The 15,734-nt window shown below is 70.2% G+C and carries 12 protein-coding genes; 6 read left to right on the forward strand and 6 right to left on the reverse strand.

Annotation, left to right across the window (positions count from 1 at the left end):
* Window position 1 precedes the first annotated feature (1 nt).
* From cydD to D1793_RS03500, 3 genes are all read left to right on the forward strand, one after another.
* Window positions 2-1,687: a thiol reductant ABC exporter subunit CydD gene (gene cydD, locus D1793_RS03490; protein ID WP_119020901.1), complete on the forward strand. Its 1,686-nt coding sequence runs from the start codon at window positions 2-4 to the stop codon at window positions 1,685-1,687.
* Window positions 1,680-3,446 (forward strand): thiol reductant ABC exporter subunit CydC, encoded by a 1,767-nt coding sequence (gene cydC, locus D1793_RS03495; protein ID WP_119020902.1) that lies wholly within the window; start codon window positions 1,680-1,682, stop codon window positions 3,444-3,446. The genes cydD and cydC overlap by 8 nt, the downstream gene beginning before the upstream one ends.
* 78 nt (window positions 3,447-3,524) lie before the next feature.
* Window positions 3,525-4,520 (forward strand): adenosine deaminase, encoded by a 996-nt coding sequence (locus D1793_RS03500; protein WP_119020903.1) that lies wholly within the window; start codon window positions 3,525-3,527, stop codon window positions 4,518-4,520.
* An 81-nt stretch (window positions 4,521-4,601) separates the two neighbouring features.
* Here D1793_RS03500 and D1793_RS03505 read toward each other — a convergent pair whose 3' ends face one another.
* Window positions 4,602-5,591: a cytochrome c peroxidase gene (locus D1793_RS03505; RefSeq protein WP_119020904.1), complete on the reverse strand. Its 990-nt coding sequence runs from the start codon at window positions 5,589-5,591 to the stop codon at window positions 4,602-4,604.
* 235 nt (window positions 5,592-5,826) lie between these two features.
* Between D1793_RS03505 and msrP the strand changes: the two genes are divergently transcribed.
* From msrP to D1793_RS03520, 3 genes are read left to right on the forward strand one after another with little or no spacing between them, the layout of a single operon-like run.
* Window positions 5,827-6,804, forward strand: coding sequence for a protein-methionine-sulfoxide reductase catalytic subunit MsrP (gene msrP / locus D1793_RS03510; protein ID WP_119020905.1), 978 nt, complete (start codon window positions 5,827-5,829; stop codon window positions 6,802-6,804).
* A 15-nt stretch (window positions 6,805-6,819) separates the two neighbouring features.
* Entirely contained in the window at window positions 6,820-7,425 is a 606-nt protein-coding gene (locus D1793_RS03515; protein ID WP_119020906.1) for a ferric reductase-like transmembrane domain-containing protein, read from the forward strand.
* Window positions 7,422-7,775 (forward strand): c-type cytochrome, encoded by a 354-nt coding sequence (locus D1793_RS03520; protein WP_119020907.1) that lies wholly within the window; start codon window positions 7,422-7,424, stop codon window positions 7,773-7,775. Before D1793_RS03515 ends, D1793_RS03520 begins: the two co-directional genes overlap by 4 nt.
* A gap of 76 nt (window positions 7,776-7,851) precedes the next feature.
* Here D1793_RS03520 and D1793_RS03525 read toward each other — a convergent pair whose 3' ends face one another.
* From D1793_RS03525 to xdhA, 5 genes are all read right to left on the reverse strand, one after another.
* Window positions 7,852-9,222: an NCS2 family permease gene (locus D1793_RS03525; protein ID WP_119020908.1), complete on the reverse strand. Its 1,371-nt coding sequence runs from the start codon at window positions 9,220-9,222 to the stop codon at window positions 7,852-7,854.
* Window positions 9,223-9,366: 144 nt separating this feature from the next.
* On the reverse strand, window positions 9,367-10,683 hold the full coding sequence (gene guaD / locus D1793_RS03530; protein ID WP_119020909.1) for a guanine deaminase: 1,317 nt from the start codon (window positions 10,681-10,683) through the stop codon (window positions 9,367-9,369).
* A gap of 13 nt (window positions 10,684-10,696) precedes the next feature.
* A complete protein-coding gene (xdhC, locus tag D1793_RS03535) occupies window positions 10,697-11,587 on the reverse strand; it encodes a xanthine dehydrogenase accessory protein XdhC (RefSeq protein ID WP_119023559.1) in 891 nt (296 codons plus the stop codon).
* A gap of 2 nt (window positions 11,588-11,589) precedes the next feature.
* Entirely contained in the window at window positions 11,590-14,088 is a 2,499-nt protein-coding gene (xdhB, locus tag D1793_RS03540) for a xanthine dehydrogenase molybdopterin binding subunit (RefSeq protein WP_119020910.1), read from the reverse strand.
* Window positions 14,072-15,535, reverse strand: coding sequence for a xanthine dehydrogenase small subunit (gene xdhA, locus D1793_RS03545; protein ID WP_119020911.1), 1,464 nt, complete (start codon window positions 15,533-15,535; stop codon window positions 14,072-14,074). The genes xdhB and xdhA overlap by 17 nt, the downstream gene beginning before the upstream one ends.
* Between the last annotated feature and the right edge of the window lie 199 nt (window positions 15,536-15,734).

Raw genomic sequence — 15,734 nt, forward strand, 5'->3', positions numbered from 1 at the left:
CATGGCCGCTCCTGACACCACCGGCGGCGGACGCGATGTCCGCCGCTGGCTCAATGCGCTCGCCGCCCGGGAGCGGCGCCGCCTGACCCTGGCGGTGGCCGCCGGGGTCATCGCCACCCTGGCCACCCTGGGGCAGCTGGCGCTGCTGGCGTGGGTGGTCAGCCAGCTGCTGGTGGAGCGGGCCTCTCCGGCGTCCCAGCTGCCTGCCATCGCCGCCATGGCGGGGTTGCTGCTGCTGCGGGCCCTCGCGCTCTACGGCCAGGAGCGCCTGGGCCAGGCCGCCAGCTTCGCGATCCGCGCCCGGGTGCGTGGTGAGCTGCTCGACCACCTGGCGCGGCTCGGACCGGGCTGGCTCGCGGGGCGCCACTCCGCGGCGCTGGCCAGCCAGCTGGTGGAGCAGGTCGAGGCGCTGGATGGCTATGTCGCCCGCTTCCGACCGGCGCTTGCGCTCTCGGTGCTGAGCCCGCTTCTTGTGCTCGCGGTGGCGCTTTCTCTGGACTGGCTAGCGGCGCTCTTCCTGCTGCTGGCGGCCCCGCTGATCCCGCTGTTCATGGCGCTGGTGGGGATGGGCGCCGAGCGCCTCAATCGCGAGCAGTTTGAAGCGGTGGCTCGGCTCTCGGGGCACTTCATCGACCGGGTGAGGGCGATCTCCACCCTGCAGCTGTTCGGCCGGGCACGGGGGGCGACCGCCGAGGTCCACGCCGCTGCCGACGACTATCGCCGGCGCAGCATGCGGACCCTGCGCGTCGCCTTCCTCTCTTCGGCGGTGCTGGAGTTCTTCGCCTCGGTGGCCATCGCCGTGGTGGCCATCTACGTGGGCTTCGGGCTGCTCGGCTACATCACCTACGGTCCCTCTCCCGAGCTGACCCTGTTCAGCGGCCTGCTGGTGCTGCTGCTGGCGCCTGAGTTCTTCCAGCCGCTGCGCACCCTGGCCCAGCACTACCACGACCGGGCCGCCGCCCTGGGCGCCGCCGATGGCCTGTTGGGGCTGCTCGAGGCGTCGCCGGACCCGCAGCGCGGCATCGCGCCCCCCTTGACGACATCACCCGACGCCCTGCTGGAACTCGACGGGGCAGGCGTGACCCGGCCCGGCCGTGGCCGGGTGCTGGGGCCGGTCGACCTGCGCCTGGCAGCGGGCGAGGTGGTGGCGCTGACCGGCCCCTCGGGGAGCGGCAAGTCGACGCTGCTACAGCTGCTGGCGGGCTTCGTCGGCCCGGAGGGCGGTGAGCGGCGCCTGGCCGCCGGCACGACCTTCGCCTGGATGGATCAGCGGCCGCTGCTGATCCAGGGCAGCCTGGCCGACAACCTGCGGCTGGCCGCCCCCGCGGCCTCGAGGGAGTCGATGCAGGCGGCGCTGGACAGGGCCGGCCTGGGGGCGTTCGTCGCGGCACTGCCCGGGGGGCTCGATACATCCATCGGCGAGCGCGGGGTCGGGCTCTCCGGCGGCCAGGCCCAGCGCCTGGCGCTGGCACGGGTGTTTCTTTCCGGTGCCCCCCTGGTGCTGCTGGATGAACCCACGGCGAGCCTGGATGCCGAGACCGAGGCCCGGGTCGTCGTGGCGCTCGAGGCCCTGGCCCGTGAGGGCCGCACCCTGGTCATTGCCACCCACCACCCGGCGTTGATCGCCATGGCCGGTCGGCGCCTGGCGATCGAGGCGGGGCGCGTCACGGAGGTGCCCCATGGCTGATTACCGACCCGCGGGCACTTCGCTTGCGGCCCTGCGCCCCTGGCTAACGCTGCTCGACCGCCGCCGAGGGCGCCTGTGGGCCGGCGCCGCCCTGATGGCGCTGACCCTGGCCTCGGCCATCGGCCTGCTGGCGCTCTCCGGCTGGTTCATCGCCGCCACGGGGCTCACCGGTCTGCTCCTGGCGGCGGGCGTGGCCGCCACCCTCGAGGTCTACGTGCCCGGTGGCGGCATCCGTTTCTTCGCGGTGACCCGCACCGTGGCGCGCTATCTGGAGCGGCTCTACAACCACGACACCGTGCTGCGCCTGCTGGCCGACCTGCGCGCCCGGTTGTTCGGCGCCCTGGCGGGCCTCGACGGCCAGGCCCTTGCGCGCCGCCGGGCCAGCGACTGGCTCAACCGCCTGACGGCCGACATCGACACCCTGGACAGCCTCTACCTGCGCCTGCTCGCCCCGGCCGGCGTCGCGCTGCTGGCGATCCTCGGCCTCTCCGGCTTCCTGGCCGTGTTCGCGCCGCGGGTCGGCCTGGCCTCGGGCGCCCTGCTGCTGGTCGGCTGGCTGTGGTTGACCCTCGCCCAGGCGCGGCTGGGCCTGGCCGCGAGCCGGGCCCAGGTGAGCGAGCTGGAGGCGCTGCGCGGGCGCCTGGTCGAGCAGCTGCAGGGGATGGCGGAGCTCGAGGCCTACGGCAGCCTGACGAGCCACCGCCGCGACCTTGCGGCCCTCGAGGCGAGGCTCTACCGCGGACAGCGCCGACTCGGGTTGCTGGCGGCCCTGGGCAACGCCCTGGCCAGCCTGCTGGTGGGGCTCGCCGCGCTGCTGGCGCTGTGGCTGGCCGCCCAGGCCTGGGCGGCGGGCCAGCTCTCCGGGCCGCTGATGGTGATGATGCCGCTCGCCATGCTGGCCATGAGCGAGGCGCTGGCGGCGCTGCCGGCCGCCTTCACCTGGCTGGGCGCCACCCTGGGGGCCGCCGAGCGGCTCAACGAGCTGGAGGCCCGCGCCGACTCCACGCCGCCCGCGTCCGCCTCCGCTGCCCCGGTGCCGGTGGAGGGGGCTCCGGCGGTCGAGCTCGATGGGGTCACCCTGCGCTATCCCGGTGCCCTGGCGCCGGCCCTGCAGGCGCTGACGCTGACGCTGGCCCCCGGCGAGCGGCTGGTGCTGTGCGGCGCTTCAGGCGCCGGCAAGTCCAGCGTGGCGGAGCTGCTGTTGCGCCAGCTGACACCTCAGTCCGGCGCGCTGCGGCTTGAGGGCGTGGCCCTCGCGGACTGGCCCGAGGCGGCGCTGCGCCGGCGGATCGCCGCGCTGACCCAGCGCATCGATCTGCTCGATGACAGCCTGGCCGCCAACCTGCGCCTGGCCGCCCCCGAGGCCGACGACGATTCCCTGTGGCGCGCGCTGGCCTGGGTGGACCTCGAGGCCTGGGTCCGAGGCCTTGCCGAGGGACTCGACACCCGGGTGGGCGAGGGCGGCCAGCGCCTCTCGGGGGGGCAGGCGCGCCGCCTGGCGCTGGCACGCCTGCACCTGCGCGACCCGTCGCTGGTGATTCTCGATGAACCCTTCGCGGGCCTGGATGCCGATACCGCCACGGCACTCGCCGCACGGCTCGACGCCTGGCTTGCCGGGCGCAGCGTGCTCTACCTGGTGCACCAACTCGACGGCGGCCCCTTCCAGCCTCCGGGCATCGATCGGACGCTGACGCTGGTCGAGGGGCAGCTGGCGAGGGAGGGCGCGGGGAGACCGCCAACGGTACCTGGGGCGGGATAGCGGGCGTGGAAACTCAGGCTTTGCGCAGAGTCGGTGTCTATATCAGGATGAGAGCAACGCCCCCGGACGAGACGAGCCATGCATGACTTCCTCAAGCGGCTGCCCAAGGTCGAGCTGCACCTGCACATCGAAGGTTCCCTGGAACCCGAGCTGATGTTCGCCCTCGCCGAGCGCAACGGCGTCGCGCTGCCCTACGCCTCGGTGGAGGAGGCCCGGGCTGCCTATGACTTCACCGACCTGCAGTCCTTCCTCGACCTCTACTACCAGGGCATGAGCGTGCTGCGCACCGCCGAGGACTTTCACGACCTGGCCATGGACTACTTCCGGCGCGCCCACGCCGAGGGGGTGGTGCATGTGGAGATGCACTTCGACCCCCAGGCCCACCGGGTGCGCGGCATCGAGCTGCCCGTGGTGATGGAAGGGCTCTCCCTGGCCCGGCGCCATGCCGAGCGGGAGCTGGGCCTCTCCACGGCGCTGATCATGGCCTTCCTGCGCGACCGCGATGCCAGCGAGGCGATGGCGGTGCTGGAAGAGGCCGCCCCTTATTGGGAGATGCTCGATGCCGTGGGGCTGGACAGCGCCGAGCGCGGCAACCCGCCCTCGAAGTTCACCGAGGTGTTCGAGCGGGCGGCGCGGCTGGGGATTCCGCGAGTGGCGCATGCCGGGGAGGAGGGGCCGCCCGAGTACATCCGCGAGGCACTGGATCTGCTCGACGTCTGCCGCATCGACCACGGGGTGCGCTGCCTGGAGGACCCCGAGCTGGTGGCGCGGCTGCGCGACGAGGGCGTGGTGCTCACCGTCTGCCCGCTCTCCAACGTGCGTCTCAAGGTGGTGGAGCGACTCGAGGCGCATCCGCTGCCGCAGCTGCTGGAGGCAGGCTTGAGGATCACCCTCAACTCCGACGACCCGGCCTACTTCGGCGGCGGGATGCTCGACAACTACCTGGCCTGCCAGCGCGCCTTCGGCTGGGACGAGGCCACCTTCATCCAACTGGCGGGCACCGCCATCGAGGCCGCCTTCGTCAGCGACCAGCGCCGTCTGGCGCTCCGTCGCCGGCTCGCCGATAGCGTGTGACGCCATTCGGGGCCCACAACGAACCGCCCCCCGGCGAGCCGGGGGGCGGTGCTGTCATGCTCCTGCGGTCAGGCGCTGTGGTTACGGCAGGGCCGGTATCTCGAGGGCGGGCATCTCGCCGGTCAGGGTGTGCAGGAAGGCGGTGATGTCGGCGATGGTCTGCTCCTCGAACTCGCGACCCAACATCTCGCTGCCCATGATGGCCACGGCCTCCTCCAGGGTCTCGGTGGCGCCGTTGTTCATGTAGGGGTAGGTCACGCCCACATTGCGCAGGGTCGGGGTGCGGAAGCGGTACATGTCCGCCTCGTTGCCGGTGACCTCGTAGCGGCCCACGTCGGTAGAGCCCGGCACCTGGATGCGGTGGAAGTTGCTGTCGGTCAGCGCCGGGCCGCTGTGGCAGGCGATGCAGCCGTTGTCCACGAAGGCCACCATGCCGTCCTTCTCCTGCTGATTCAGCGCGCCGATGTCGCCGCGCAGGTAGCGGTCGAAGGGGGAGTTCGGGGTGTTCAGGGTGCGCTGGAAGCTGGCGAGGGCCTGGGCCAGGTTGTCGGCGTTGATCGGGTCCGCGTCATCCGGGAAGGCCTCGGCGAACTTCTTCTGGTAGAGCTCGAAATCGTTCAGCCGCTCCAGGGCGCTGTCCAGGTCCATGGCCATCTCGACGTCGGCCTCGATGGGGCCGAGGGCCTGGCCTTCCAGATCGGGCTCGCGGCCATCCCAGAACTGGGAGCCCAGGAAGCCGGAGTTCAGCACGGTGGGGGTGTTGCGCTCACCGATCTGGCCGTCATGGCCGGTGGCGCGGGGAATGCGGTCCGCCCAGCCCAGCGCCGGGTTGTGGCAGGTGGCACAGCTGATCACGCCGCTGGAGGAGATCCGCGGCTCGAAGAACAGGAACTTGCCGAGCTCGACCTTCTCCGGAGTCAGTGAGTTAGCGGCCGGAATCGGCGGGAAGTGGGGCAGCGGTTCGAAGCGGTTGCGGTAGTCGCCGAGACCGTCGTCGGCCATGGCCGGTGCGGCGATGGCGATAGCAGAGCCCATGGCGATGGCCGAGGCCAGCAGGCGTTGTTTGATCATGGTCGTTCCCCTCGTGGTGATGAGCCGGGTCAGTCGCATTGGCTAACTTGCGCTTAACCTTCTGTAGGCACAGTGCGTTACTGCATCTCGCTAATCAACCCAGTAAAACCGTCGGAAAACGACCAACCTTGAGCCACGTCAAGTTTTGACAATGGTTCACCTTGCTGGCTGGACGCCTCCCGGCTTTTTCGGGAAGCTGTGAGCTTTCTCGACCCTGCGGAGGAGGTCACCGGCCATGACCCGCTATCGCTATCCCGCCATTCCCGAGTCCGAGGTGACGCCCCGCGAGCTCTTCGAGCGGAGGCGCCGCTTTCTCAAGGGCACGCTCCGGGGCGGGACGGCCCTGGGCGCGGCCGCCCTGGCCCCGGGGTTGCTGTTCTCGCCTGCCGCCCACGCCTGGCGCGAGGGACTCGAAGCGCGCCTCGAGGGAGAGCTGCCGAGCCAGGCGCTCGCCGGCGATGAGTCGCTGACCGAGTTCCGCGACGCCACCACCTACAACAACTTCTACGAGTTCGGCACCCGCAAGAGCGACCCGGAGGTCTACGCCCACCGGCTTGTCACCGATCCCTGGTCGGTCACCATCGAGGGCGAGGTGGAGAAGCCCGGCACCTTCGCCCTGGAGGATATCCTCGCCGACCAGCAGCTGGAGGAGCGCATCTACCGGCTGCGCTGCGTGGAGGCCTGGTCCATGGTAATTCCCTGGATCGGCTTCCCGCTGGCCGAGCTGCTCAAGCGCCATGCGCCCACCTCGCGGGCGAAGTACGTGGTCTTCGAGTCGATCCTCGACCCCGACAACCTGCGCGGTCAGCGCCGCTCCATCATCGAGTGGCCCTACCGGGAGGCGCTGCGCATCGACGAGGCGATGCACCCGCTGACGCTGATGGCGGTGGGCATGTACGGCGAGGTGATGCCCAACCAGAACGGTGCGCCGATCCGGCTGGTGGTGCCCTGGAAGTACGGCTTCAAGAGCATCAAGTCGGTGGTGAAGATTCGCCTGGTGGAGGAGCAGCCCACCACCTCCTGGATCGACCAGAACCCGGAAGAGTACGGCTTCTACGCCAATGTGAATCCCGAGGTGGACCATCCACGCTGGTCCCAGGCCCGCGAACGGCGCATCGGCGAGAGTGGTCGCCGAGAGACGCTGATGTTCAACGGTTACGCCGACGAGGTCGCCGAGCTCTACGCCGGCATGGACCTGAACAAGTACTTCTGACTCCAGGGAAACCCGATGCTGGATGCGTCACAGCGAATCCTCGCCTTCCGCCTGCTGGTGCTGGCCGCCGGTACCTTGCCCGCGGTGTGGCTGGCCTGGCAGTGGTTCTTCGGCGACCTGGGGGCGGTGCCCGCCGAGGCGGTGGTCCACTTCACCGGCCGCACCGGCCTGACCCTGCTGGTGGCGACCATCGCCTTCAGCCCGGCCTTTCGCTTCACCGGCTGGATCGGCTTCATGATCGCCCGCCGGCAGATCGGCCTGTGGGCCTTCGTCTGGCTGGTGGCTCACATGCTGGCCTGGATGGGCCTCGACCAGTACTGGGACTGGCCCTGGATCCGTCGCGAGATGGTAGAGCTGCCCTATATCCGCTATGGCGCCGCGGCGCTGTTGCTGCTGGTACCGCTGGCACTCACCTCCTTCCGCTACACGCAGAAGGCCATGGGCTACACTGCCTGGCACTGGCTCCACCGCCTGGTCTATGTGTCCGCGGCCCTGGGGGTGGTGCACCTGTGGGTCCTCACCCGCGCCGACTACCTGATGGCTACGAGCTTCGCGGTTGCCGTGGCGGCCCTGGCGCTGTTCCGGGTGGTGGATGCGTTGATCGGGAGACGATCACGATGAACTGTCATAGTCGCTGGAAAGCGGGGCTTTGCTCGGTGCTGATGCTGTCCGGAGCCGCCTTCGCCGAGAAGAATGACGAGGCGATGATCGATCTGGCCTGGGAGAGCGGCTGCTTCAACTGCCACGACCTGGACAAGCCCCTGCGGGGGCCGTCCTGGCGCGACGTGGCCGAGCGCTATCGGGACGACGACGAGGCGCTCTCGCGCCTGGTGGTCACGGTCCGCGACGGCGGCAGCGGCAACTGGGGCGAGGAGCGCATGACCCCCAACCGCCGCGTCGCCGAGGAGGAGATCGAGCGGCTGGTAAGCTGGCTGCTCACCCTCGACGCCCGCGACGAAACCGCCGACTAGCAGCGTCGCTCAGGAGCACCCCGCCTCCGCTCCAGCCGGGAGCGGGGGCGAGGCAGCGACGTGCCGGGTGACCGGACTAATGGGTCGTGGCGAGCATCACCACGCTCAGCGCCGCCGAGATCCACATGGCGGGGCGGATAGCCTGCAACCGGCCGGTGAACACCTTGATCAGCACGAAGCTGAGGAAGCCGAAGGCGATCCCCAGGGTGATCGAGTAGGTCAGCGGCATCAGGATGATCGCCAGGAAGGCCGGGAAGGCCTCGTCATAGCGATTCCAGTCGATCTTGCCGATGGGCGAGAGCATGAAGAGCCCCACCAGCACCAGGGCCGGCGCCGTGGCGATGCTCGGCACCAGCGAGAGCAGCGGCGAGAGGAACAGGAAGGGCAGGAAGAGCAGGGCGATCACCACCGCCACCAGCCCCGTGCGCCCGCCCTGGGCCACACCCGCGCCGGATTCGATGAAGGTCTGGGCCGCACTGGTGCCAAGCGGCGCGGCGATCATCGAGGCGAAGGCGTCCACCGTCATGGAGCGCTTGAGGTTGCGCGGGTTGCCGTCCTTGTCCTTGAGGTCCGCCGACTCCGACAGCGCCATGAAGCAGGAGAGCGCATCGAAGAAGTTGGTGAAGAGCATCACGAAGATGAAGGGCAGGTAGGCGACCTTGAGTGCGCCCCAGATGTCCACCTGCATCACCGCGCTGAAGTCGGGCCAGGCGGCCAGTCCGCTCCACTCCACCATCACCTCGCCGCCCCACAGGCGCCCCATGGGCGTGGCCAGCAGGGTGGTGAGCGCAATCCCCAGGATCAGGGCGCCGTTGAAGCGCAGGATCACCAGGATGGCGGTGGCCATCATGCCCAGGAAGAAGATCCCCAGCGCCGGGTCGAAGCTGCCCAGCGTCACCAGGGTGGCCTCGCTGCCGACGATGAAGCCGGCATTCTTCAGGCCGATGAAGGTGATGAAGAGCCCGATGCCGCAGGTGATGGCATAACGCAGCGAGGGCGGAATCGCCTCGATGATCGCCTTTCGCACGTTGAACATGGCCAGAATCGCGAACATGACCCCTGACCAGAAGACGCAGCCCAGCGCCACCTCCCAGGAGAGCCCCGCGCCCTGCACCAGGGTGTAGGTGAACAGGGCGTTCATGCCCATGCCAGGGGCCACCAGGATGGGGTTGCGGGCATAGAGCCCCATGGCCAGGCTGCTCATAAAGCTGATCAGCACCGTGGCCGAGAGGGCGGCGGAGAAGGGAATGCCGGCGTCGGAGAGAATCGCCGGGTTGACCACGATGATGTACATCGAGGCAAGGAAGGTGGCCATGCCGGCCAGCACCTCGGTGCGCAGGGTGGAGCCGCGGCGGCTGACCCCGAAGTAGCGGTCGAGCCAGTGTCCTTCCGTTGACGATGTCGGCTGTAGAGACTCGCCTGACAGGGAGGCATTGTTGGTGTCCATGGGAACCCCGTTGTTGTTGTGGGTTTCTGACCATATGGTCAACTATGGGCCGCAGTTGGCCCGCTGGCGATGGCCCTCCATGCGCGGAAGGCCGTCGTGTCAGGTGCGCTTCGTGAGGTGATGGTGAATGGGCGGTACGCCGGCTCAGGCGCGGCGGTGCTGCAGGCGCCCTCCGGCCCAGGTCTCGGCCACGCTGCGGTCGTCCCCCAGCATCATCAGCGCGAAGAGGGTCTCGCCGAGGGTGCGGCAGCGCGCCGTGCGCCGGGCCAGCAGCGGCGTCGCCGCCGGGTCGAGCACCACGAAGTCGGCGTCCATGCCCGGCGCCAGGCGGCCGATGCGCTCATCCAGCGACAGCGCCCGGGCGTTGCCAAGGGTCAGGCCATAAAAGCCCTGCCAGGCGGTGAGGGGTTGGCCGCGCAGCTGGCCGACCTGGTAGGCGGCCTTCAGGGTGGCAAGCCCCGAGAGGTCGGTGCCGCCGCCCACATCGCTGGCGAAGGTCACGCTCAGCCCCATCTCCCGAGCCGCCTGGCGGTCGAAGAGGCCGCTGCCCAGAAAGAGATTGGAGCTGGGGCAGAAGGCGAGGTTGGCGCCGCGCTCGGCGAGGCGTGCACGCATCTCCTGGTCCAGGTGGATACCGTGGGCGAAGGTGCTGCGCGGCCCCACCAGGCCCGAGGCCTCGTAGACCGCGAGGTAGTCGCGGTTGCCGGGGAAGAGCTCCGCCACCCAGTCCAGCTCGCCGGTGTTCTCGGCCAGGTGGGTCTGCAGCCAGAGGCTCGGGTCGTTTTTCAGGATGGCGCCGGTGGCGTCGAGCTGGGCCCTGGTGGAGGTGGGCGCGAAGCGCGGGGTGAGGCTGTAGCCGAGCCGCCCCTTGCCGTGCCAGTCGCCGATCAGTCGCTCGCTGTCGCGGATGCCGCCCAGGGTGTCGTCGGTGAGTCCCTCGGGGGCGTGGCGGTCCATCAGCACCTTGCCGGCCAGCATGCAGAGCCCGCGGCGCTGGCTCGCCGCGAAGAAGGCGTCCACCGAGACCGGGTGGCTCGAGCAGAACACCTGGGCGGTGGTGGTGCCGACCCTGAGCATCTCGTCGAGGAAGGCCTCCGAGAGGGCGTCTGCGTGCTCGCGGCTGGCGAACCTTAGCTCCTCCGGGAAGGTGTAGTCGTTGAGCCAGTCGAGCAGCTGGCGCCCGTAGGAGGCCATGATCTCCAGCTGCACGTAGTGGACGTGGCTGTCGATGAAGCCGGGGGTGATCAGCTTGCCGCGGTGATCGATCACCTCGAGGCCCGGGGGCAGCTCGGGGGCCAGGGTAGCGTAGTCGCCGCTGGCCCGGATCCGCCCATTCTCGATCCACAGGACACCGTCCGGGTGGTGGGTGACGCTGCCCGGGGCGGGGGTGTCCTCGTCGCCGGGGTCGGCATCGAAGCTCAGCAGTTCGGCGCGCAGCAGGCGCGAGTCGTTCGTCGTCATTGTGGTCAGGGGCTCATGAAGTAAACAGGTGGCGCAGCTCGGCGGGGTCGAGGCCGCGCTGATCGGGGCGCTCGACGCTTGCCGTCAGCGGCAGGAGCTCGGCGAGGGTGGCAAGGGCGATGGCGTAGGGGGTCTTGTCCCCCCCTGTCCCTCCCGCTGCCATACCGATGGGGCAGCGCACCCGGGCAAGCGCCGCCTCGTCATGGCCGGCCTTGCCCAGCCGTGAGCGAAAGCTGGCCCACTTGCTGTTCGAGCCGATCAGTCCGAGGGAGGCGACGTCGCCACGGGCGAGCAGGGCATCCACCAGGGCGAGATCCTCGGCGTGGTCGTGGGTCAGCACCAGGGCATGGGCGCCCGGCGGTAGCGCGGCCACGGCGGCGACCGGATCGGGGGCGTGGCGGCAGGCGAGCCGTGGCTGCTCCGCCGCCCAGTCGGGGAAGATCGCCTCCCGGCTGTCGTGCCACCGCAGCTGCCAGGGCAGCGGGGCGGCCAGGCGCACGAGTTCGGTACCCACGTGGCCGGCACCGAACAGCGCCAGGGTGGTGGCGCTGCCCGGGAAGACCTCGACCAGCACGTTGACGAAGCCGCCGCAGCACTGGCCGCTGCGCCCACCCAGGGAGAAGGCCTCGAGGCTGATGCCCCCCTCGGGATGGCCATCGTTGCCTACGAGCCGCGCCCTGGCGGCCTCGATCACCTGGTACTCGAAGGTGCCGCCGCCGAGGGTGTCGAAGACGGCATCCAGGGTGATCACCATCCGCGCCCCGGGCTCCCGGGGCGTGGAGCCGGCGCTGGTCACCTGGGTGGCCAGGGCATGGGGGGCACCGTCGCGCTGCAGGCGATGCAGGGCGGCGTGCCAGCTCTCGGGGCGCCTTTCGCTCGCCGGGGGCGTGCTCTGCGGGGCCACGGTCACTGCCCCTCGAAGGCCGGCGGCCAGTCGCTGTGGCGGGCGCGCAGCGCCTCGGCAGCCAGCAGCACCCGTTCCGGCGTGGCCGGGGTGTCGAGCCGCGGGGCCTCGTGGTAGTCGGCGAGGCTGGCCAGGGCGTCACGCAGCGCCGACCATACCGAGATGCCCAGCATCAGGGGCGGCTCGCCCACCGCCTTGGAGCGGTAGATGCTGGCCATGGAGTTGGGGTGCCCCTCCATCAGCGCGACGTTGAATACCGGGGGCAGGTCGCCGTAGGTGGGGATCTTGTAGGTGGCCGGCCCGTCGGAGATCAGTCGGCCGGCCTCGTTCCACTTGAGCTCCTCGCTGGTCAGCCAGCCCATGCCCTGGATGAAGCCGCCCTCCACCTGGCCGATATCGATGGCCGGGTTCAGAGAGTCGCCCACGTCGTGCAGGATGTCGACCCGGTCCACCTGGTACTCGCCGCTCAGGGTGTCGACGCTCACCTCGGCCACGGCGGCCCCGAAGGCGTAGTAGTAGAAGGGGCGCCCCTGGCCGGTGCCGCGGTCGTAGTGGATCAGCGGCGTGGCGTAGAAGCCCTTTTCGGAGAGCGAGACGCGGCCCAGATAGGCCGTCTGCACCAGCTCGCCCCAGGGGATGCGCCGTTCGCTCTCGCCCGCGCCGGCCACCAGGTGGCCCGCCTCCAGGCGCATCGCCTCGCGGTCGAGTGCATAGTGCTCGGCGGCGAAGTCGAAAAGCCGCGCCTTGAGCGTCAGGCAGGCGTCGCGGGCGGCCATGCCGTTGAGGTCCGCGCCGCTGGAGGCGGCGGTGGGCGAGGTGTTGGGCACCTTGTCGGTGCGGGTGGCGGTGATGCGGACGCTGTCGAGGTCCAGCGCTAGCTCCCGGGCCACCACCTGGCAGATCTTGGTGTGCAGCCCCTGGCCCATCTCGGTGCCGCCGTGGTTGATCTGCACGCTGCCGTCGGTATAGACGTGGAGCAGGGCGCCGGCCTGGTTGAGGTGCTTGGCGGTAAAGGAGATGCCGAACTTCACTGGGGTCAGCGCCAGGCCGCGCTTGATCACGGGGCTGCCCGCGTTGAAGGCGGTGATCGCGTCACGCCGTGCCCAGTAGTCGCTGCTCGCCTCCAGGCGCTCGATCAGCTCATGCAGCAGGCCGACCTGCTCCACGGTCTGGCCGTAATGTGTCACGTCGCGGGGGGTGACATCCTCCGGGGTGCCGACGCTGGCGTGGCGGTAGAGATTGCGCTTGCGCACGGTGAGTGGGTCCTCTCCCACCCGGCGGGCGATATCGTCCATGGCCGCCTCGATCACCATCATCCCCTGGGGGCCGCCGAAGCCGCGGAAGGCGGTGTTGGAGGCGGTATGGGTGCGGGCGCGATGGCCGGTGACCCGGGCTGCGCCTAGGGAGTAGGCGTTGTCGGCGTGGAACATGGCGCGGTCGACGATGGCATCCGACAGGTCCGGCGAGTAGCCGCAGTCGCCGATCACGGTGATCTCGCCGCCCTGAATCACGCCGCGCTCGTCCACCCCCAGCCGGTAGCGGTTGTGGAAGGGGTGGCGCTTGCCGGTGACCCGCATGTCCTCACCGCGGGGCAGGCGCAGCCTGGCCGCACGACCGGTGCGCCGAGCGATCAGCGCGGCGATGCAGGCCCAGGGCGAGGCCTGGGTCTCCTTGCCGCCGAAGCCCCCGCCCATGCGCCGCACCTCCACGGTCACCGCATGGAAGGGGATGCCCAGCACCTCGGCCACCAGCTTCTGGGTCTCGCTGGGGTGCTGGTTGGAGGTGTGGACCACCACCCCCTCGTCCTCGGTGGGGGTGACCAGGCAGGCCTGGCCCTCCAGGTAGAAGTGCTCCTGGCCGCCCACGAACTGCTCGCCCTCGACGACCTGGCTGGCGCCGGCCAGCGCTGCCTCCCAGTCGCCGCGCTGCTGGACATGAGTGGGCCTCACGAACTCGCCGCGCTCGGCAGCGGCCACCGCATCGAGACTCGCCGGCCACTCGTCGATCTCGACCAGGCCGGCATCGAAGGCCGCCTTCACCGCCTCCCGGGCGGCGCGGTGGCTCTCGGCGGCTACGGCGAAGAGCACCTGGCCTGCGTAGCTGATCTCGTCCTCGACGAAGATCGGGTCGCCGGGAAAGACCGGGCCGATATCGGTGTGGCCAGGCACCTCCTCGATGCCGACCACGTCCACCACCCCGGGTAGCGCCCGGACCTTGTCGAGGGCCACGCCGGTCAACCGGCCGTGGGCCACCGGCGAAAGCGCCAGGGCCACGTGCAGGCAGTCCGCCGGTACCTTGAGGTCGTCGATATAGGCGGCGCGACCGGTCACGTGCTTCACCGCGCTCTCGTGGGCCTGGGAGTGGCCGGCGCTGCCGGGGAGAAGGGTGTCGCGAGCCAGCGGGCTCGCTCCCTGGATGCGGTCGTCGAGTTCCCGCCGCGCCTCGGCGGAGTCGGTGCCGACATCACCTTTGATCTTGTCGAGCTTAGTGAGCGTACGCATGGAGCATCACCTCCCGGTCAGAGTGGGCTTGCTGCTGCGCGATGACAAGGCGCAGCCGCTCCAGCAGGTTGGCGGCGGAAAGCGAGCGGTAGTAGGCGCTGCCGCGCACGTCGCTCATCGGTGAGAACGCCTGCCCCAGGGCGGCGCGAGCCGCCTGGAAGCTGGCCACCGTGGGTGGCTGACCCTCCAGCGCCGCCTCGGCGGCGGCGGCCCGTTTCGGTATGGCCGCCATGCCGCCGAAGGCGAGGCGCACCTCGCGCAGCACCCCGTCCTCCAGGCGCCAGGAGAAGGCGCCCAGCACCGCCGAGATATCATCCTCTCGACGCTTGGACAGCTTCCACACCTTGAGGTGTCGCCCCGGTTCGGGGCGCGGCAGGAAGATAGCGCGGATCACCTCGCCCTTGTCCTTGAGCAGGGCGGTCTGCTTGTAGTCCAGGAAGAAGTCGTCGAGGGGTAGCTCCCTTTCACCGTCCGGCCCTGCGAGCCGAAGTCGCGACCCCAGCGCCAGCAGCACCGGCGGGGTGTCGCCGATAGGGGAGGCGTTGGCGATGTTGCCCCCCAGGGTGCCGCGGTTGCGCACCTGGGCGGAGCCCAGGCGGTGCAGCAGGTGGGCGAAGGCGGGGTAGTGGGCCTCTAGCAGCGGCGCCAGGTGCGCGTAGGTCACCGCACCGCCGATCCACCAGCCCTCGCGGCCATCCGCCAGGGTGGCCTCCTCGATGGCGGTGAGCTCGGCCACCCGGGTCACATCCACCAGGCGCTCGAAGCGGCGCAGGCGCTGGGTCACCTCCAGCCAGAGGTCGGTGCCGCCGGCGACGATGGGCGCCTCGGGGTGGCGGCGACGCTCCTCGACCAGCTCGGCCAGGGTCACGGGCTGCACGAAGGCGTTATCGGCCGTGGGTTCCTGGGAGGGTGCGCTGGCATCCACGGCGAGGTCCAGCCACTCGGGACGCGCGTAAGGGTGCTCCCCCATGGAGAGTGCCGCGTCGCGGATCGGGCGATAGCCGGTGCAGCGGCAGAGGTTGCCGCCCAGCGCCGCTTCGAGCCGCTCGGGGGTCAGCGGCGCGGGCCTCTGCTGCTGCTCCTCGTGCAGGGTGAAGAGCGACATCACGATGCCCGGGGTACAGAAGCCGCACTGGCTGGCGTGACAGGTCACCATGGCCGCCTGGGCGGGATGGAGAGCTTCGCCTCGTGCGAGCCCCTCCACGGTGACAAGCGACCGGCCCTGGAGCTGGTGGGCGGGGGTGATGCAGGCGTTGGCGCTGTGGTAGTGCACCCGGCCGTCGGGGCCAGCCTCGCCGATGGCCACGGTGCAGGCGCCGCAGTCGCCGGAGGCGCAACCCTCCTTGGTGCCGGTCTGGCCGAGGGAGTCGCGCAGAAGCTCGAGCACGCTGGTATCGGGCGTGGCCTCGCACCGGCGGGGCTGCCCGTTGAGCAGGAAGTCGATCATGACATTGTCTCTGTTATTGATCGCTGGGGGCGTACCCCGGTCGTCACCGACCATCAGGGAAGTCGGCATGTTGACCATGTGGTCAGGTTGTATTCAGCATGGCCAACGATGGCCGTCTTTGCAAGCCAATCGCCCGCGACCTTCGCCTCATGTCGCCATCCCGAGGCGGCCGGCAATTGCATGCACCGCCGCGGTGCGG

The organism is Halomonas sp. JS92-SW72, from assembly GCF_003547075.1.
Lineage (GTDB): Bacteria > Pseudomonadota > Gammaproteobacteria > Pseudomonadales > Halomonadaceae > Halomonas > Halomonas alkalicola.